The following is a 19038-nucleotide window of genomic DNA, read 5'->3' on the forward strand; positions in this document are numbered from 1 at the left end:
TGACTTGCTCATTTGTTTTATCGCTTTTCCATTAATCCGAGGATTAACGGGGCAGTTTCGCTCGTTGTTCAGTTTTCAAAGAACAATCGTTTCTTTCGTTATCACCACGTCTCTCATCGGCGACTTTTATAATATATCATAGACATATAGGCTATTGCAAGTCTTTTTTTTAAAAAAAGTTTGCGACCTTAGCTTAAACGGCTTTCGCCGTCCTCTGGCGGCACGCAAACTGATGTTTTGCGGTGAAACATAAGTCGTATATAAACGGAACTACTATAAGCTTTTATATAAAAAAGAAACGAACCCCCTCATTCAGGCAGGTTCGTCGCTTATAACATCATTATTTCAATACCTCTAATATATAAAGCTGTCTCTCAACCGTCAGGTTTACGATGGTCCCTCCTACGGAAACCCATGGTCTCGTCGGATATACGCGATCGGAGAAGATGATTTCCCCCACTCTGCCGTCGCTTAAACGTACCTTCGTTCCATTCACGAATTGCGTCACCTTGTCCACGAATACCGTCACGAAGCCGGGATCGAGCTTGCCGAACGCGTCGCTCTTGATCTGTTCCAGCACCAAATAAGGCGATTGCCCTTTCCGGTATGCTTTGCTCATCGTCATGGCATGGAATATGTCGGCTATGGCCACGATTTTGGCATAAGGATGAATGCTTTCCGCCATAATATTAAGCGGATAACCGGTTCCGTCTTCGCGCTCATGATGTTGCAGAGCCGTCAATTTAACCCCTTCGTTTAAAGCCGCTACGTTTTTGAGAAGCTGATAACCCATCTTTGTATGGCGCATCATTTCTTCCGTTTCTTCCGCGGTAAGCTTCGACGGCTTGTGAAGAATGCTCGGGTCGAGCTTGACGTTGCCGATATCGTGAAGCAGTCCGGCGAGCGCAAGCTGCATCCAATCCTTTTGCGGTATACCGCTCCATTGCGCAATCAGATAGGACGTCAAAGCGGAAGCGGCGCTATTGTGGTACCAATAATCGGATTCTTGAAAGCTTCTCGGCACAAACGTAAGCGGATTGTATTGCGAAATAAGGCTTAGCACGATTTCGAGCTGTTTGCGCAAATCCAATACAGGCAATGCCGAAGCGGCGGACACGGATTGAAAAGACTTCTTCAATAACAGAACAAGCCGGTCGTACTCCGCTTCGAACGACGTAACAGCGGCTCCGGCCGCTTCTTTCGGCTGCGCTACCGCAGCCCCGGCTTTATCGGCCGCACTCTTCGCGGCAGGCTTCGCCGCGTCCTGTTTGCCCGGAGGGTCGCTAACCTCGACTTGCCGGATCAGAAATGCCTGTAAAATATCAAGCTCACGTGACTGTATAATATGTCCTTTATGAAACAAAACGCTGCCGAGCGGAGTCAGAACGTCTTCCGCAAGCTTATCGCCAAGCTTTAATTGAGATAATGTCACAGCTCCCACTTTAAGTTTCCCCGTTTCATTAGGATGATTATAAGAAGAACCGGAACATCGCCTTCTCCTGATGGTTGGACATTGGCGATATCCCGGTCTAGCGTAAATCTATTCTACTCCGTTTCCGTGCCCCCGGCCGAGTCGTCTTGCGAATCGTTCTCCTCCGCCGCGCCTTCTTCGCTCGAATCATCGCTGCGGGCTACACGGGTAACCGTTGCAACCGTATCGTCTTCGCGCGTATTGATCAGCTTCACGCCTTGCGTATTACGGCCCATGGTGGAGATGCCCTCCATGCTTGTCCGAATCATCGTGCCCGAAGCGGTCATAATCATCAAATCCTCGTCGTTTACAACAACTTTAAGACTGACGACCGGACCGTTCTTTTCGGTAATGTTCATCGTTTTGATGCCTTTGCCGCCCCGGCTTTGCGTCCTGTACTCCGAGACCGGGGTCCGCTTGCCGTATCCTTTGGCCGTTACGATCAGCACGTCGTTCGCCGGATCGACGATATCCATGTCGATGACGATATCGCCTTCGTCGAGCTGAATGCCTTTGACCCCCGTTGCCGGGCGGCCCATCGTGCGAACGTCCTGTTCCGGGAACCGGATGGACATCCCTTGCGCCGTGCCCATAATGATTTCCTTCGTGCCGTCCGTCAGCTTGACGCCGATCAGATCGTCATCTTCCCGAAGCGAAATGGCAATGAGGCCGACTTTGCGGATATTGCTGAACTCCTCAAGGGACGTTTTCTTGACTATGCCTTGGCGGGTCGCAAAGAACAAATATTTATCCGGGTCAAGGCTCTCGACCGGGATGACCGCATGGATCGTCTCGCCCTGTTCGATCTGAATCAGGTTGATGACCGGCGTTCCCCGGGCCGTACGGCTAAGATCCGGTATTTCGTAAGCCTTCAGCTTGTACACCTTGCCCTTGTTCGTGAAGAACAGAAGGTTATGATGCGTGTTGGAGACGAACAGATGCTCGACGAAATCGTCTTCCTTCGTATCCATCCCGACGACGCCTTTGCCTCCCCGCTTCTGGGCGCGGTAAGTGGAAACCGGCAGCCGTTTAATATAACCGGTATGGGTAATCGTAATAATGACATCTTCGCGCGGAATGAGGTCTTCATCCATAATTTCCTCGTCGCTCAGCGTAATTTCCGTACGCCGCTCGTCGTTGAATTTTTCTTTGATTTCGCTCAATTCTTCGCTAATGATGTTCAATACGAGACGCTCATCGGCCAGTATCGCTTTGTATTCCGCGATTTTGCGCTGCAGCTCCTGATATTCGGCTTCGATCTTCTCCCGCTCCAAACCGGTGAGCCGTTGCAGACGCATATCGAGAATCGCTTGCGCCTGATCGTAGCTGAGCGCAAAACGCTCAATCAAACCTTCTCTTGCGATATCCGTCGTCTGCGACGAACGGATCAGCGCGATCACTTCGTCCAGATGATCAAGCGCAATCCGCAAGCCTTCCAAAATATGCGCGCGCGCTTCCGCTTTTTTCAGATCGAATTCCGTACGACGGCGGATAACTTCAATCTGATGCTGCAAGTAATAATAAAGAATGTCGCGCAAGTTGAGAACTTTCGGCTCTCCGTTCACAAGAGCGAGCATGTTGATGCCGAAGTTGTATTGCATTTGCGTTTGCTTGTACAAATTATTGAGTACGACGCTCGGATTCACGTCGCGGCGCAGCTCGATGACGATCCGCATGCCATTCCGGTCGGACTCGTCGCGAAGATCGGTGATGCCGTCGATTTTTTTGTCGCGCACAAGCTCGGCGATTTTCTCTACGAGCCGCGCTTTAATGACCTGATACGGAAGCTCGTTGACGATAATGCGCGCTTTGCCGCCGTTTTCTTCGATTACGGCGCGGGCACGCATCGTAACGGTGCCCCGTCCGGTCAAATACGCCTGGCGAATGCCGCTGCGCCCGAGCAGGAAGCCGGCTGTCGGAAAGTCCGGGCCTTTCACGTATTCCATCAATTCAACCGGAGTAATGTCCGGATTGTCGATCAACGCCTGAACGCCGTCAATGACTTCCCCCAAATTGTGCGGAGGAATATTGGTCGCCATACCGACGGCAATCCCTGTTACACCGTTGACAAGCAAGTTGGGGAAACGCGCGGGCAATACAGCCGGTTCCTTCTCTTCGCCGTCGTAGTTCGGCACGAAATCGACCGTCTCTTTGTTCAAATCGCGCAGCATTTCCATCGCGATCTTCGCCAGACGGGATTCCGTATAACGCATCGCCGCCGCTCCGTCGCCGTCGATCGAGCCGAAATTGCCGTGGCCGTCGACGAGCATATAGCGCATCGAGAAATCTTGCGCAAGGCGGACCATCGTCTCGTAAACGGCGCTGTCGCCGTGCGGATGGTATTTACCGATGACGTCGCCGACGATCCTCGCCGATTTCTTGTAAGGTTTGTCCGGCGACATGCCGAGCTCCGACATGGAATACAAGATGCGGCGGTGCACCGGCTTAAGCCCGTCCCGTACGTCCGGAAGAGCGCGGCTCACGATAATGCTCATTGCGTAATCCATGAAGGAGTCGCGCATCTCTGTGCTTATATCCCGATCTATTATTTGCGAATGTTGTTGTTCTTCCGCCATGTTCTACCTCCCTGACGTCTTCTGCAGCATGCTTTAACCGGCCGAACAGCCGATGCAGGACGCGATCGTCCATTATATTCATTTCCAAGCCGCAGCCACTTAAGACGCTTATGACTTAAGGACTACCGGCTTCGGGTGAAACCTATCGAAAATCTAATCGAAAAACCAATGGGCCTCTATCTCTTTCCTTTGCTCAAACGGCGCATAAGATAAACAGACCCAACTTTCATTATACCACTCATTCCAAACTCTGTCTCCTGCAAGGCTTAATCTTCGTACGCCCGAACAGGGCGAAGTCTGTCGAAAGGAGAGCAAGGCGTGGCCATTCAACGCGTTCGCAGCAAATGGGCAAAAACGGTCGTGCTGCTGCAATCGGAGCAGCTGCGCGGCTATATTCCGGTTACGAAAAAATTCAGCGAATCGTCTCTGCAAACGGCGCTTAACCAATTCGGCATGATTTACGTAAAACCCGTTAACGGCACCTTCGGCAAACATGTCATTCGCGTGGAACAGCACAATCCGGACACGGGCCGCTCCTTTACGTTTCAGGAAGGAACCCGTCTTGTCGCCTGCCGTTCGTTCGAAGAGCTGTACCGCGAGCTGAGGCGCCGGATACAAGGGAGGCCCTTCCTTGTCCAGCAAGGCATCGAGCTGCTGCGTCACGCGGGCCGCCGCTTTGATCTGCGGGTCATGGTTCAAAAGAACGGCTCCCAATGGGAGACGACCGGCATTATCGGCAGGTTGGCCCATCCGCGGCGCATCGTCACCAACTATCACAGCGGAGGAACGCCGATGGACCACCATATCTTGATGAGCGGTCATTTATCCGAAGCCGAACAGCTCGATTTCGATTCGAAGCTAAGAAAGCTTGGCGTCCTCGTCGCGGAGCAGCTGCAAGCCGCATATCCCGGTTTGAAAGAAATCGGCATCGACATCGCCGTGGATACCGGCAGAAAGCCGTGGATTCTCGAGGTCAACACGCTGCCTGACCCGTTCATCTTTAGAAAGCTGAAAGACAAAGCGGTATTCTCCAAAATTTATCGTTACGCCGCCGCTTACGGCCGCTTCCGCAAAAGAAAAGCCGCCCGATAACGGCGGCTCGTTTGCGCTTATAAATCGCCTTATATTTCTCGCTGTAACGATCCGTCCCTCGATAAGACGACGAAGTCGTTTTCGGCTTGAAAACAATCAAATGTCCAAATTTTTGACGTTTTTGGCGTATTGATGAATGAATTCGCGGCGCGGCTCGACGTTGTCGCCCATCAGCGTGTCGAACAGAAGATCCGCGGCCATGGCGTCTTCAATCGTGACCTGCAGCATCGTACGGCTTTCCGGATCCATCGTCGTTTCCCACAGCTGCTCCGGATTCATCTCGCCCAAGCCTTTATACCGCTGCACCGTATATTTCGCGCCCTCGCCGAAGCCGGCGATAATTTCGTCCTTTTCCTTCTCCGTTTGCGCGTAGCGGATCACTTTATTGCGCTCGATCTTGAAAAGCGGCGGCTGCGCGATGTAAATATAACCCGCTTCGACGATTTTCCGCATGTAGCGGAAGAAGAACGTCAGAAGCAGCGTGCGGATATGGGCGCCGTCGACGTCGGCGTCGGTCATGATGACGATTTTGTGGTAGCGCGCCTTCGACAGATCGAAATCGTCGCTTATACCGGTGCCGAGCGCGGTAATGATCGCGCGAATCTCGGCATTCGACAGAATGCGGTCGAGGCGCGCTTTCTCCACGTTCAATATTTTCCCGCGCAGCGGCAAAATCGCCTGGAAGTGCCGGTCGCGTCCTTGCTTGGCCGAGCCGCCGGCCGAATCCCCTTCGACGATATACAGCTCGCTGATCGACGCGTCCTTGGAGGAGCAGTCGGCCAGCTTGCCGGGAAGCGAGCTTACTTCCAGAGCACTCTTCCGGCGCGTCAGCTCGCGGGCTTTGCGCGCAGCTTCGCGCGCCCTGGAAGCGGACAAGCCCTTCTCCACGATTTTTTTGGAGATCGACGGGTTCTCGTCCAGAAACTCCTGCAGCTTCTCGGCAAACAGCGACTCGACGATGCCGCGCACCTCGCTGTTGCCCAGCTTCGTCTTCGTTTGGCCTTCGAACTGCGGCTCCGGAATTTTGACGGAAATAATCGCCGTCAGTCCTTCGCGCACGTCGTCGCCGGTCAAGTTCGAGTTGCTGTCCTTGATGGCGCCCGTCTTGCGGGCATAATCGTTAATGATCCGGGTCAAAGCGCTCTTGAAGCCGGATTCGTGCGTGCCGCCCTCGTGCGTATGAATGTTGTTGGCGAAGGAATAGATGTTTTCGCTGTAGCTGTCGTTGTACTGCAGCGCCACCTCGACTTGAATATTGTCCTTCGTGCCTTCCACGTAAATCGGCGATTCGTGCAGCGCTTCGCGGTTCCGGTTCAGATGCTCCACGAATTCGATAATGCCGCCGTCGTATTTGAACGTATTGGAAACGCCCGTGCGCTCGTCGGTTAGCGAAAGCTCGATCCCTTTGTTCAGGAAAGCGAGTTCCCGCACGCGCGATTGCAGCACGTCGTAGTCGTAAACGGTCGTATCCGTAAAAATTTCCGGGTCCGGCAGAAACGTCGTCGTCGTGCCCGTCTCTTCCGTATCGCCGACGATTTGAATGTCGTATTGCGGCGTGCCGCGGCGATATTCCTGCTGGAAAATATGGCCGTCGCGCTTGACTTTGACGACGACCTTCTCGGACAGCGCGTTTACGACCGAAATGCCGACGCCGTGCAGGCCGCCGGACACTTTGTAGCCTTCCCCGCCGAACTTGCCGCCGGCATGAAGAACGGTCATGACGACCTCAAGCGTCGATTTTTTCAGCTTCGGATGTTCCCCAACCGGAATGCCCCGGCCGTTATCGATAACGGTAATGCTGTTGTCTTCGTGAATAATGATCTGGATTTTGTTGCAATAGCCGGCCAAAGCCTCGTCAATACTATTGTCGACAACTTCCCATACGAGATGGTGAAGGCCCTTGGCGCTAGTGGAGCCAATATACATCCCCGGCCGCTTGCGAACGGCTTCCAGCCCCTCGAGCACCTGGATCTGGCTCTCGTCGTACGTGTTTTGATTCAAAGACATGCCTGCTCACTGCTCCTCTCGACTGCTCTTCCTGATCGTAAGTTTCGATTCTATCCGTTGGCCGCAAAATGGTTGGCTCTTTTCTTCAATGTGGAAGAAGATATCGGCGAATAATAAATTTTGTTTTCGGTAACGACGATCGATTTCGGATCTTCTTCGCCGATCGTCTCCACCGTCTTGCGTTTGCGGGATTCCGCGACAAATTGCTTGGACAGCTTGGAGGATTGCTCGATCGATATATCGAAAATCGCCACCAGTTCGGCAGCGCGAATGATTTTCTCTCCGCCTAAATGAATATACATAGCATCCGCCTCCGCATCTTAAGGAAGTGTCCTAGCGTGTCACTTGGCCTTCCCGCACATGATAAATACCGGCATCGTGCAGCTTGTTGATATTGACGCTTTCGATCCCGGTCGTCGTTATGAATGTCTGAACCTTGCTCTGGAAAGTCTCAATAAGCTGCGTCTGCCGGTGCTGGTCCAGCTCGGACAGCACATCGTCCAGCAGAAGAAGCGGATATTCGCCGATCTCCTCGCGAATCAGCTCGATTTCCGCAAGCTTAAGAGATAAGGCCGTCGTGCGCTGCTGGCCCTGGGAGCCGTACACATGCGCTTCCTTATCGTTTATATAAAAAGCAAGATCGTCCCGATGAGGCCCGACCAGCGTAATTCCTCTGCGGGTCTCCTGATCTTTCACCTGTGATAACTTTAACATAAATTGATCGAATAAAACAGTTTCATCTTCGGTTTCGCCGGCGTCAAGCGACGGCCTGTAATCAATGCGCAGCTGCTCCATGCCTCCGGTTATGCCGGCATGAATCTGTTCGGCCCAGCCTTGCAGTTTATGAATAAAGTGTTTCCTTTTTTTCATAATTTTAACACCGAACTCGGCCAGCTGCATGTTCCATACATCCATCATCGCTTGCTGGTAACCGCCGGGGCCCGACGTCTTCAAATAGTTGTTCCGTTGAACCAGCACCTTGCCGTATTGCTGCAGCGTATGCAAATAACCGGGCTGTACTTGGCCGATTTCCATATCGAGAAACCGTCTCCGTACGCCCGGCGTTCCTTTTACGATTTCGAGATCCTCCGGCGCAAACATGACCACGTTCAGCGAGCCGACGAAATCGCTTAACTTGCGTTGCTCCAGGCCGTTAATCTTGGCCTTTTTCCCTTGCGAAGACAAGGACAAATCCAGCTTGACCGTGCCGTAACGCTTGTCCACCTCGCCGTGCACGCCGGCCGCGTCCGACTGCCAGCCGATCAGCTCCTTATCCTTCGACGTGCGGTGGGATTTGGTCAAAGCGAGCACGAAGATGGATTCCAGCAGATTCGTTTTGCCTTGCGCGTTGGGCCCCACAAACAAGTTAACCTGATTTTCCGTCTGCAGCTCAAGCTGTTTATAGTTGCGGTAATTGCGCAGATGGATTTGCTTTAAAAACACATTTGGACCTCCCGATGCCGAGCGCCTTACGATTTCGTGATCTTAAAGACGCCGCAGCCTTCAACTTCAACAAGGTCGCCGGCGTACAGCTTCCTGCCGCGCCGGTCGTCCGGCTCCCCGTTGATGCGCACTTCGTTCTCCTGCAAAAAAAACTTAGCATGTCCGCCTGTCTGGATGCAATCGGCCAGCTTCAAAAACTGGCCGAGCTGAATATAGTCGGTTCGAATCTGTATCTCTTTCACAGTCAGTCCCGTTCCTTTCGTTATTTCGCTTGACTTGCGTCAGCCGGTCGTCCGGTACGGCAAAATGATATACGTGCTGTGGTCGTGATCGGTCGGCTTGATGACGATCGGGCTCATAGCGCCCGTAAAGCCGATCAGAATTTGCTCGCTGTCGATGACTTTAAGCACGTCCAGCATATATTTGGAGTTGAACGCGATGCGCAGCGGATCGCCGCTCATGCGGCCGACTTCAAGCTGTTCGGTAACGCGGCCGAGCTCCGTCGAGCTCGACGATATTTCGATCGACTCGTCTTCGAGCGTGACGATCCGTACGATGTTCGTTTTTTCTTCGCGGCTCATCAAGTAGGCGCGGTCGATCGCGTCGGTCAATTTTTTCGTATCGAGAACAAGTTCTGTTTTGTACGTCTGCGGAATAATCTTGGAAGTATCCGGATAGGTTCCGTCCAGCACGCGGGTAAAAAACAGAATGTTGTCGATTTTGAACAAAACCTGGTTGTCGGCAACGACGATTTCGACTTCGCCGTGATGCTCGGGAACGAGCTTGGACAGCTCGACGAGCGTCTTGGCCGAAATGACCACATTGTGGAAGCGCATGTCTTGCGGCGCGTTTACGACGGCGTTCCGGCTGGCCAGGCGATGGCGGTCGGTCGAAACGAATTTCAAATTGCCTTCGTTCAGCGTCCAAAGCACGCCGGTCAGAATCGCCATTTGCTCGTTCGTCGAAGCGGCCAGCACCGTTTGGCGAATCATCGCTTTCAGCAAATCGCCCGGAATCGAAAACGACTCGTTTCCGCTAATCGACGGCAGCACCGGAAACTCCTCCGGATCGAGCCCGACCATTTGAATGTCGGTGGAGCCGGAGCGGATTTGCGTTTGGAACTGGGAGTTGACTTCGATTTCCACTTGGTCCGAAGGAAGCTTTTTTACGATCTCCACAAAAAACTTCGCCGGCAAAACGACGCTCCCCGGCTTTTCCACATGTGCATAAACGGTATCTTCGTGTTCTATCGGAACAAAGCTTTGAATAGATATATCGGTATCGCTGGCCGTTAAGGTAATGCCTTGATAGGTGACTTCGATTTTGATGCCGCCGAGGATCGGAATGGTCGGTCTGGGGGATGCGGCTTTGGCGACATGCTGGATCGCTTCGTTTAATTCGTTTTTGGAAATCGTTAATTTCATCGGTTGATTCACTCCTAATTCCTTGATAGCGAATAAATGTCCTATAAGTTCGTCGCGTTCGGCGAAAAAACGGTTCGTCCTTTATCCGGGACGACGAAGTCGTTTCCGCTTATGATGATGTTTATTTAAAAAAAACAGTAGTAGTAGCAGTAGGTGCGCCGGATATGTGGATAAGTCGCAAGAACACGGATAAAGCAAGCCTATCCACATGTGAATAGCGTGTGCATAGGCTTGCTTCGTTGTTCGTATGATTCAACAATTGCTTTTTTGCCGCAATAGAATTTTTACCTTTGAAAAGTCTCGATATCTCACGTATGATTCCGGATTTTTTCCGTCAAGTTCTGAATGATCTTGTACAAATCGGGGTCTTGGCTTATTTGCTGCGTAATTTTCTCGTGCGCATGAATGACGGTCGTATGGTCCCGGCCGCCGAAAGCCTCGCCGATTTTCGGAAGCGAGCTGTCCGTCAGCTCCCGCGACAGATACATCGCGATCTGGCGGGGAAAGGCGACCGCTTTCGTCCGTTTGCGCGCTTTGAATTCCTCTAGCCGCAGGCCGTAGAACTCGCCGACCTTCTGTTGAATGTCCTGAATCGTAATCATTTTCGGCCGGCTTGTCGGAATGATGTCCTTCAGCGCTTCGGCCGCCAAGTGGGACGTAATGTCCTCGTTGATGAGCGAAGAGTACGCCACGACGCGGATCAGCGCGCCTTCCAGCTCGCGGATGTTCGTATCGATCTGGCTGGCGATGTAGATCATCGCTTCGTTCGGAATATCGAGATTTTCGGCCTTGGCCTTCTTTCGCAATATGGCGATCCGCGTTTCCAGGTCCGGCGCCTGGATATCGGTTATCAGTCCCCATTCGAAGCGGGAGCGAAGCCTTTCTTCCAGCGTCGGAATTTCCTTCGGCGTCCGGTCGCTGGAGATGACGATCTGCTTCCGTTCCTCGTGCAAGGCGTTGAAGGTATGGAAAAACTCCTCCTGCGTCCCGTCCTTGCCGGCGAGAAATTGGATATCGTCAATAAGCAGCACGTCGATATTCCGGTATTTGTTGCGGAAGCTCTCCCCGCGGTTATCCCGGATGGCGTTGATGAATTCGTTCGTGAATTTCTCCGACGAGATATACATGATCTTCGTCCGCGGGTTGTGCTCTTTAATGTAATGGCCGATCGCATGCATCAGATGCGTCTTCCCGAGCCCTACGCCCCCGTACAGGAACAGCGGATTGTACGCTTTCGCCGGCGCTTCCGCCACGGCCAAGGACGCCGCGTGCGCAAAGCGGTTGTTGACCCCGATGACGAACGAATCGAACGTATATTTCGGGTTCAGCATATTCGCAAAAGGCTCTTCCTGAACGGTTGGCAGCTCGATCTGCGGCATCGCCTGCGGAGCCGGCTCGATACTCCGGTTCTCTTCAATTGAAAAACGAACGTCCACCTGCCTGCCTAGAAATTCAAACAGGGTCGTTCGTATCAGCTTCGTATAGCGGCCTTCCAGCCATTCCGCCGCAAATGTCGTCGGCGCCGTCACTTCCAGAAGCGATTCGTTCACGAAGGAAGCTTTGGTCGCTTTAAACCAGGTGTCGAAGCTCGGTTTGCTCAGCTTCGTCTGGATGATCGACAACACTTGCTGCCATATATCGTAAGTATGGCTGTCCACAGACTTTCACTCCTATCCGATTGCTTGAGAAGAAACGACTTATCTCGTCCTTGGTCAAAGGACAAAGCGTTTCGTCAAAAATATAAGCCAGCATAAGATTAAAACTTACCCTTGCTTATATTTCAAAAAAAAGGCTGAATGCTAGAGGTATTGTCGAAAAACAACAGGATATACCGAAAATCATCCACAATATGAAGACGTTCAACAGGATGAGTTATTAATAGGGGAACAATTTTGTTCACATTGTTATCCACAGGATGTTGATAAACTGTGCGGAAATGACCTTCCATCCACACCGAAAACATATTTATCATAGCAAAAGATCCCTTGTATTTCAACGAGTCTCCAGAATTTATCCACAATGTCAATAGGTTGTGCATAAAACTTATCGACAACACTACATATTGTTTATAACTTGTTAAGTTTCGACACGGTTCGATCCGAACGGCCTCGAAATTATTCACATGTTATTAGTTTTTGCCGGAAAAGCTCCTTGAGCCGGTTGTCCACAAGGGGACGGCAAGCCGAACCGTATGCGGGGAATCTGCAATATTTGGAGAAGGCCGTTCGGCATTGACTTTTGGTCGCTTGCGTGGTTTAATTGAAAAAGGCTTTTTTTCTATGGAACCGGTACGTCCTCCAGGGGACGGGGTCGTTCCGAGGAGGAGTATGGCAGAAAGAGGAGGTGCATACGAATGAGACCTACATTCAAACCGAATGTGAGCAAACGCAAGAAAGTGCATGGATTCCGCAAGCGGATGAGCACGAAGAACGGACGCAAAGTGCTGGCGGCACGCCGTCAAAAAGGAAGAAAAGTTCTTAGCGCGTAATTGTGAAGACCACGTCAGGTGGTCTTTTTTTATACCAACAATCGGCTTTGCGGTGCGAATTAGAGGAGGAAAGCCTGTTAAGCCGGCGGTTTATAGGCAATACTGGGAGACAGGATGAGAAGAACGGTGGGCGTTGAACATGCATAGGAAACTGCGTTTGAGAAACCGCAGCGACTTCAACCGGATTTACCGGAGCGGCAAATCGTTTGCCAACGGGCAGTTTGTCGTTTATTGGTCCAAGCAAAAGATTGCGGACCCTTTCCGGCTTGGCGTATCGGCCAGCAAAAAAATCGGAAACGCCGTCGTCCGCAACCGGATGAGGCGCGTCGTCAAGGAAATCGTCCGGCTGAACGCGGAGCGGATCGTTCCGAACGTCGATTTTATATTAATAGTAAGAAAGCCTGCGGCGGACATGAAAACGAAGGAGCTCGAGCGAAGCGTCCTGCATGTGCTGAAGAAGGCCGGGCTGCTGAAGGACGGGTCCGCGAAAGCGGTTAAGGCGAAGCCGGAAGTGCAATGAAGCGGGTGTGGATAATTGTTTATTGTCCCCCGTTTGTGGTATAGTTAGGATTGGTATGTAATGGCTCTCAGAGAGGAGTTTTCGCGTGTTTTTTCGAAAGAAATGGAATCGGAAATGGCTGGTCGTTGCCGGGTTAGCCATCATGATGCTGGTGCTGGCCGGGTGCGGCGCGCCGGTTGATCATACGGCGACCACGGAGCAGCTGCGAACGGAAGGGAACTTCTGGGAAAAGAACGTCGTTTATTATTTTGCCTTAACATTGGACAAGTTCGCCGAATGGATGGGCGGAGAATACGGCTTGGCGATTTTGCTGCTGACGATCGTGGTTCGGACGATTATATTGCCGCTTACGATTAAGCAGTACAAGAGCTCCAAGGCGATGCAGGCGATTCAGCCTGAAATTATGAAGGTTAGAGAGAAATACAAAGATAACCCTCAAAAAATGCAGGAAGAAATGATGAAGCTGTATCAGACCCATCAGGTGAACCCGATGGCCGGCTGCTTACCGCTTATCGTTCAAATGCCGATTTTCATCGCGCTTTACAATGCGATTTATTGGAATCCCGATATCCGGGATCACTCGTTCCTGTGGCTGAAGCTCGGAGAGAAGGATCCTACTTATATTTTGCCGATCATTGCGGCAATTACGACTTTCGTACAGTCGAAAATGATGCAAAAAACGCAAACGCAACCGATGCCGGGCATGGGTGCGATGCTGCTCATCATGCCGGTCATGATTTTCGTTATGGCGATCAACTTCCCGGCGGCGCTGCCGCTTTACTGGGTGTTCAGCAACTTGTACACGATCGTCCAAAACTATTTCCTGTACATTTTCCCTAACCGGAAAGACAAGAAGACCGGCGAAGGCAACGCGCAAGGCGGCAATGGCAATAAAGGCAACAAGAAACCGGCAGGCCAAAAAGCGAATACGGGTAAAAGTAACAGTGGCAAAAAGAAGGGAGCCCCTGCGAATAAATGAGGAAAATCGTTGCTTCAGGCAAAACGATAGACGATGCTGTTCGTCATGGATTGTCGCAATGGAACGTACCCGAGGAACGCGTAAAGGTGAAGGTGCTGGAGCAGCCCTCCAAAGGACTGCTGTTCGGCCTGATCGGCGTCAAGGAAGCCAAGGTGGAGCTTGAGCTTATACCCGATCCGCTCGAAGAGGCGGAACGGTTCCTCCGGGATGTGGCCGGTACGATGGGATTAACTGTTAATGTTCATCGGAAGCAGACGAAGGAAGGCTATTACTTATCGTTAACCGGCATCGGCGATATGGGGATGCTGATCGGACGACGAGGTCAGACGCTGGACTCTTTGCAATACTTGGTCAATATTGTTGCTAATCGCTATTCGGACAGTCATATTCGTATTGAGCTTGATGCAGAAGATTTCCGCGAGAGACGGCGCAGGACATTGGAGGAAATGTCCGAAAGGCTAGCCGGACGGGTTGTCCGCACGAAGCAGGAAATCGTGCTGGAGCCGATGTCTGCGCATGAAAGAAAGCTGATTCACTCGCAGCTTCAGAATCATCCGAGGGTGAAAACGTACAGTAAAGGCGTTGAGCCGAATCGGCATGTGGTCATTACGCTGAAGTCGTAACCGCAGCCGGAAGGCTAGTCCTGGAGCGGCGGGAGGATTCGAATAGTTGCAGCAATGGCTCTCGCAGTCATTGCTGTTTTTCGATTTAGAGAGGTGTGAAATACGACATGAATAACGATACGATTGCGGCGATCGCAACCGCCGTCGGGGAAGGCGGCATCGCCATTATCCGCGTAAGCGGCCCGGACGCCATTGCCGGCATCGGCCGCATATTCCGCTCCAAACCGCCGCTTCAGGATGCCGATTCGCATACGCTGCATTACGGGCATATCGTGGACCCGCATTCGGGTGATAAAATAGAAGAAGTGATCGTTACGCTTATGCGCGGACCGCGTTCGTTTACGGCGGAAGACGTGGTCGAAATCAACACGCACGGCGGCGTGATCGCGGTGAAGAAAGTGCTCGACGCCGTGCTGCAGCTGGACGGGATACGGATTGCAGAGCCCGGCGAGTTTACGAAGCGCGCTTTTCTGAACGGCAGAATCGACTTGATGCAGGCGGAAGCGGTCATTGACCTTATTCGCTCGAAGTCGGACCGAGCCTTCTCGATTGCCCGGAAACAAGCGGAAGGGACGTTGTCCAAGCGGATTAAGGCGCTCAGGCAGACCGTTATCGAGCTGCTTGCGCATATCGAGGTCAATATCGATTATCCGGAGCACGACGTCGCCGAAATGACCGCCCGTTATATTCGGGAGCAATGCGGCAACGCAATAGAAGAGATCGATCGTCTGCTAAAAACGGCGAATGAAGGCAAAATATTACGAGAAGGCATTATGACGGCCATCGTGGGCCGGCCGAACGTCGGCAAGTCGTCGCTTATGAACGTGCTTACGCAGGAGAATAAGGCGATCGTAACCGATATTCCCGGTACGACCCGCGATGTCATTGAGGAATATGTCTCGTTAAACGGCATACCGCTAAAGCTGATGGATACGGCGGGCATTCGGGAAACGGAGGACGTGGTCGAGCGGATCGGCGTGGAGCGTTCCCGGAACGCGCTGGAAGAAGCGGATCTTGTCCTGTTCGTGCTCAATTATAACGAGCCGCTGCATGAGGACGACCGGAAGCTGATGGAGCTGGTGGAAGGCCGACCGGTTATCGTCATCGTCAATAAAACCGACTTGCCCGGCCGCCTGGACATGAGCGAGATTGAGGAACGTTTCGGAAAAGAGACGATTGTTCGGATGTCCGTCGTCGCCGAGGAAGGAATGGACCGGCTGGAGGAAGCGATTAGCCGGATGTTCTTTGAAGGCGAACTCGATTCGGGCGATTTGACCTATGTCAGCAACGTCCGGCATATCGCGCTGCTGAAGCAGGCGAAGCAATCGCTGCTGGATGCGATCGAGGCGTCCGACGCGGGAATTCCGATCGATGTCATTCAGATCGACGTCCGGTCGGCATGGGAAGCGCTTGGCGAAATTACGGGCGATACCGCGGGCGATTCGTTGATCGACCAAATTTTCTCCCAGTTCTGCTTAGGAAAATAAAATTACGGGCAGAGCCGGCGGAAACGGCGGCATAACAAGCTTTTAGTTCAAATGATATAGAGATTGGCAACAAAAGTATCAAGAAGCGACATTATGTTATGACCCATGTTATTTTAGTTGAACAATGGAACTTCCCGGCCAAACCGAATGAAATGGATAAGGGCACCCCTTTCGGAATGGATTGGCAGGCGATCGTGGTGAATTTCAACTTAATAGATGGGCAGTAGAAGTCGTTTCATTTCAAGGAGGGAAATCGAGATGGGTTACGAAGCGGGACAATTCGACGTGATCGTCGTCGGCGCGGGGCACGCTGGAGTTGAAGCGGCGCTTGCGGCGGCACGGATGGGCTGCGAAACGCTGATTCTTACGATAAACCTGGATATGGTCGCCTTCATGCCTTGCAATCCGTCGATCGGCGGCCCGGCCAAAGGCCATGTCGTTCGGGAGATCGATGCGCTTGGCGGCGAAATGGGCCGCAATATTGACAAGACGTTTATCCAAATGAGGATGCTGAACACCGGGAAAGGGCCTGCCGTCCATGCGCTGCGGGCTCAGGCGGATAAATTCGCTTATCAGCATCAGATGAAGAAGACGCTCGAAGAGACGGAGCGGCTGACGCTTCGCCAAGGCATGGTGGAGGAGCTTGTCGTCGAAGACGGACAATGCAAAGGGGTCGTTACGAAGACGGGAGCGATCTATCGCGCGAAAGCGGTCGTCGTGACAACCGGAACGTATCTGCGCGGCAAAATCATTATGGGCGAGCTGATGTACGAAAGCGGCCCGAACAACCAGCAGCCGTCTCTGAAGCTCGCCGAAAACTTGAAGGAGCTCGGCTTGAAGCTTGTGCGGTTCAAAACCGGAACGCCGCCGCGCGTTCATAAAGATTCGATCGATTTCTCCAAGACGGAAATACAGCCGGGAGACGACCAGCCGAAGTTTTTCTCCTACGAGACGGTTTCTTCGGACAACGAGCAGCTTCCTTGCTGGTTGACCTATACGTCGGAAACGACGCATCAAATTATTAACGACAATTTGCATCGCGCGCCGATGTTCTCGGGCGCCATCGAAGGGACGGGGCCGCGCTATTGTCCTTCGATCGAGGATAAAGTCGTTCGTTTCGCGGATAAGCCGAAGCATCAAATCTTCCTGGAGCCGGAAGGCATGCATACGTCGGAATATTATGTGCAAGGGCTGTCGACCAGCATGCCGGAAGACGTACAGCTTCAAATTTTGCGGTCGATTCCGGGACTGGAAAAGGCGGAAGTGATGCGAAACGGCTACGCGATCGAATACGATGCGGTCGTGCCTACGCAGCTGTGGCCTTCGCTGGAAACGAAGGTGATCAAAAACTTGTTTACCGCCGGTCAAATCAACGGAACTTCAGGTTACGAGGAGGCGGCGGGCCAAGGCATTATGGCCGGCATTAACGCTGCCCGCAAGGTGCAAGGGAAAGAGCCGGTCATTATCGGACGGGAGCAAGGCTACATTGGCGTCATGATTGACGATCTGGTGACGAAGGGAACAAACGATCCGTATCGTTTGCTCACTTCCCGCGCGGAATACCGTCTGCTGCTTCGCCATGACAATGCCGACCTGCGCCTTACGCCGATCGGCCGCGAAATCGGCCTGATCAGCGACGACCGGTACGAGGCTTTCCTGAGGAAAAAACAATTGGTAGCGGATGAAATCGAACGGCTGCGCGTGACGAAAATTCGTCCGGACGATGCGAACGAAATGCTTGCGGCCGCCGAATCGGCTCCGATATCCAACACGGTAGACGCGCTTACGCTGCTTCGCCGTCCGGAAATCAGCTACGGCATGATCGAGAAGCTTGTTCCGTCTCCGGTTGAATTAACGGATGAAATGAAGGAACAGGTGGAAATTCAAATCAAATACGCGGGTTATATCGAGAAGCAGCTTCTCCAGGTGGAACGGCTGAACAAGATGGAGAAAAAGCGGATTCCGGACGATATTGTCTATGCGGACGTCAAAGGGCTTGCTTCGGAAGCGAAGCAGAAGCTTGATGTCGTTCGGCCTTTGACGATCGGGCAAGCGTCCCGGATCGGCGGCGTTACGCCGGCCGACATTTCGATATTGCTTGTCTATTTGGAACATTATAATCGGGTAACGGCGGCTAGAGCATAGATGGATAAAACATGGGATTGGTTTCAATCGCTGCTGGAGCAGAAGGGGCTGCCGGTCAGCCCCGAACAGCTCGAGCAATTCGAACGTTATTATGAGCTTCTCGTCGAATGGAACGAAAAAATGAATTTAACGGGCATTACCGAAAAGGATGCCGTTTACGAGAAGCACTTTTTCGATTCGGTATCGCTCGCATTTTACGTCGATCCGGCGAAGATCAATTCGTTGGCCGACATCGGCTCGGGAGCGGGGTTTCCAAGCGTACCGCTGAAAATTATGTTTCCGCACTTAAAGGTTACGATTGTCGATTCGTTAAACAAACGGATTACGTTCCTGAAGCATCTGTCCGAACAGTTAAAGCTGAAGGATGTTCATTGCGTGCACGGTCGTGCCGAGGATATCGCTCGTTTGCCGGAGCATCGAGACTCTTACGACGTTGTAACGGCGAGGGCCGTTGCACGATTGAACGTGTTGAATGAATTTTGTCTTCCGTTCGTCAAGCAAGGAGGCTTGTTTGCGGCGATGAAGGGTGCGAAAAGCGATGAAGAGGTTGCCGAAGCGGCTGCAAGCTTTCGGTTGCTGAAAGGGAAGGTTGTCGCTCAGCATGAGCTGAAGCTTCCGTTTGAGCAAAGCGAACGGCATATCATTCTCGTTTCGAAGCTGGACAGAACGCCCCGCGCTTATCCGCGCAAGGCGGGAACGCCTCTAAAACAGCCGATCGTATAACGTGGAGGCGGAGGAATCGGTCGATGGACTCATTGCGGGAGCGGAAGCGGAATATTCGAA

At 52.4% G+C, this 19038-nt stretch carries 16 protein-coding genes; 8 read left to right on the plus strand and 8 right to left on the minus strand.

Annotation, left to right across the window (positions count from 1 at the left end; all coding sequences use genetic code 11):
* Positions 1 to 340: 340 nt before the first annotated feature.
* Positions 341 to 1441: an HD-GYP domain-containing protein gene (locus ACFSW5_RS18460; RefSeq protein WP_379276241.1), complete on the minus strand. Its 1101-nt coding sequence runs from the start codon at positions 1439 to 1441 to the stop codon at positions 341 to 343.
* A gap of 104 nt (positions 1442 to 1545) precedes the next feature.
* Entirely contained in the window at positions 1546 to 4047 is a 2502-nt protein-coding gene (gene gyrA / locus ACFSW5_RS18465) for a DNA gyrase subunit A (RefSeq protein WP_379276243.1), read from the minus strand.
* A gap of 318 nt (positions 4048 to 4365) precedes the next feature.
* Here gyrA and ACFSW5_RS18470 point away from each other — a divergent pair, with 318 nt between their 5' ends.
* The gene (locus ACFSW5_RS18470; protein WP_379276245.1) at positions 4366 to 5139 is read left to right on the plus strand and encodes a YheC/YheD family protein; all 774 of its coding nucleotides are present in this window, start codon (positions 4366 to 4368) and stop codon (positions 5137 to 5139) included.
* 96 nt (positions 5140 to 5235) lie between these two features.
* Here the strand turns inward: ACFSW5_RS18470 and gyrB are convergent, their stop codons facing one another.
* The 6 genes from gyrB to dnaA form a co-directional block, all read right to left on the minus strand.
* Positions 5236 to 7146 carry a DNA topoisomerase (ATP-hydrolyzing) subunit B gene (gyrB, locus tag ACFSW5_RS18475; protein ID WP_379276247.1) on the minus strand — a complete coding sequence of 637 codons (1911 nt, stop codon included), beginning with the start codon at positions 7144 to 7146 and terminating at the stop codon, positions 5236 to 5238.
* A gap of 50 nt (positions 7147 to 7196) precedes the next feature.
* Positions 7197 to 7448, minus strand: a complete 252-nt coding sequence (gene remB, locus ACFSW5_RS18480; protein WP_379276249.1) for an extracellular matrix regulator RemB — start codon at positions 7446 to 7448, stop codon at positions 7197 to 7199.
* Between the two features lie 31 nt (positions 7449 to 7479).
* Positions 7480 to 8589: a DNA replication/repair protein RecF gene (gene recF / locus ACFSW5_RS18485; RefSeq protein ID WP_379276251.1), complete on the minus strand. Its 1110-nt coding sequence runs from the start codon at positions 8587 to 8589 to the stop codon at positions 7480 to 7482.
* Between the two features lie 26 nt (positions 8590 to 8615).
* The gene (gene yaaA / locus ACFSW5_RS18490) at positions 8616 to 8831 is read right to left on the minus strand and encodes a S4 domain-containing protein YaaA (RefSeq protein ID WP_379276254.1); all 216 of its coding nucleotides are present in this window, start codon (positions 8829 to 8831) and stop codon (positions 8616 to 8618) included.
* A 39-nt stretch (positions 8832 to 8870) separates the two neighbouring features.
* Complete coding sequence (dnaN, locus tag ACFSW5_RS18495) at positions 8871 to 10013, minus strand: DNA polymerase III subunit beta (RefSeq protein ID WP_379276257.1); 1143 nt, start codon at positions 10011 to 10013, stop codon at positions 8871 to 8873.
* Between the two features lie 308 nt (positions 10014 to 10321).
* Entirely contained in the window at positions 10322 to 11671 is a 1350-nt protein-coding gene (gene dnaA / locus ACFSW5_RS18500) for a chromosomal replication initiator protein DnaA (protein WP_379276260.1), read from the minus strand.
* A gap of 695 nt (positions 11672 to 12366) precedes the next feature.
* On the opposite strand from dnaA, the gene rpmH reads away from it, so the two are divergent.
* From rpmH to rsmG, 7 genes are all read left to right on the plus strand, one after another.
* Positions 12367 to 12501 carry a 50S ribosomal protein L34 gene (gene rpmH, locus ACFSW5_RS18505; RefSeq protein WP_068778604.1) on the plus strand — a complete coding sequence of 45 codons (135 nt, stop codon included), beginning with the start codon at positions 12367 to 12369 and terminating at the stop codon, positions 12499 to 12501.
* A gap of 139 nt (positions 12502 to 12640) precedes the next feature.
* Entirely contained in the window at positions 12641 to 13021 is a 381-nt protein-coding gene (rnpA, locus tag ACFSW5_RS18510) for a ribonuclease P protein component (RefSeq protein WP_379276264.1), read from the plus strand.
* A gap of 142 nt (positions 13022 to 13163) precedes the next feature.
* Positions 13164 to 14000 (plus strand): YidC/Oxa1 family membrane protein insertase, encoded by an 837-nt coding sequence (locus tag ACFSW5_RS18515; protein ID WP_379276373.1) that lies wholly within the window; start codon positions 13164 to 13166, stop codon positions 13998 to 14000.
* Entirely contained in the window at positions 13997 to 14623 is a 627-nt protein-coding gene (gene jag / locus ACFSW5_RS18520; protein ID WP_379276267.1) for an RNA-binding cell elongation regulator Jag/EloR, read from the plus strand. Before ACFSW5_RS18515 ends, jag begins: the two co-directional genes overlap by 4 nt.
* Positions 14624 to 14730: 107 nt before the next feature.
* The gene (gene mnmE, locus ACFSW5_RS18525) at positions 14731 to 16110 is read left to right on the plus strand and encodes a tRNA uridine-5-carboxymethylaminomethyl(34) synthesis GTPase MnmE (protein WP_379276269.1); all 1380 of its coding nucleotides are present in this window, start codon (positions 14731 to 14733) and stop codon (positions 16108 to 16110) included.
* A gap of 258 nt (positions 16111 to 16368) precedes the next feature.
* On the plus strand, positions 16369 to 18255 hold the full coding sequence (mnmG, locus tag ACFSW5_RS18530; protein WP_379276271.1) for a tRNA uridine-5-carboxymethylaminomethyl(34) synthesis enzyme MnmG: 1887 nt from the start codon (positions 16369 to 16371) through the stop codon (positions 18253 to 18255).
* Positions 18256 to 18978 carry a 16S rRNA (guanine(527)-N(7))-methyltransferase RsmG gene (rsmG, locus tag ACFSW5_RS18535; RefSeq protein WP_379276274.1) on the plus strand — a complete coding sequence of 241 codons (723 nt, stop codon included), beginning with the start codon at positions 18256 to 18258 and terminating at the stop codon, positions 18976 to 18978.
* Positions 18979 to 19038: the final 60 nt, after the last annotated feature.

This window comes from Paenibacillus thailandensis (assembly GCF_042685365.1).
Taxonomy (GTDB): domain Bacteria; phylum Bacillota; class Bacilli; order Paenibacillales; family Paenibacillaceae; genus Paenibacillus_AP; species Paenibacillus_AP thailandensis.

Bases quoted from the DNA above. Each gene is read 5' to 3' on its own strand.
- ACFSW5_RS18515 (WP_379276373.1), top strand. From the start codon at position 13,164: ATGATGCTGGTGCTGGCCGGGTGCGGCGCGCCGGTTGATCATACGGCG.
- jag (WP_379276267.1), top strand. From the start codon at position 13,997: ATGAGGAAAATCGTTGCTTCAGGCAAAACGATAGACGATGCTGTTCGT.
- mnmE (WP_379276269.1), top strand. From the start codon at position 14,731: ATGAATAACGATACGATTGCGGCGATCGCAACCGCCGTCGGGGAAGGC.
- rpmH (WP_068778604.1), top strand. From the start codon at position 12,367: ATGAGACCTACATTCAAACCGAATGTGAGCAAACGCAAGAAAGTGCAT.
- gyrB (WP_379276247.1), bottom strand. From the start codon at position 7,146: ATGTCTTTGAATCAAAACACGTACGACGAGAGCCAGATCCAGGTGCTC.
- dnaN (WP_379276257.1), bottom strand. From the start codon at position 10,013: ATGAAATTAACGATTTCCAAAAACGAATTAAACGAAGCGATCCAGCAT.
- gyrA (WP_379276243.1), bottom strand. From the start codon at position 4,047: ATGGCGGAAGAACAACAACATTCGCAAATAATAGATCGGGATATAAGC.
- rsmG (WP_379276274.1), top strand. From the start codon at position 18,256: ATGGATAAAACATGGGATTGGTTTCAATCGCTGCTGGAGCAGAAGGGG.
- mnmG (WP_379276271.1), top strand. From the start codon at position 16,369: ATGGGTTACGAAGCGGGACAATTCGACGTGATCGTCGTCGGCGCGGGG.
- rnpA (WP_379276264.1), top strand. From the start codon at position 12,641: ATGCATAGGAAACTGCGTTTGAGAAACCGCAGCGACTTCAACCGGATT.
- remB (WP_379276249.1), bottom strand. From the start codon at position 7,448: ATGTATATTCATTTAGGCGGAGAGAAAATCATTCGCGCTGCCGAACTG.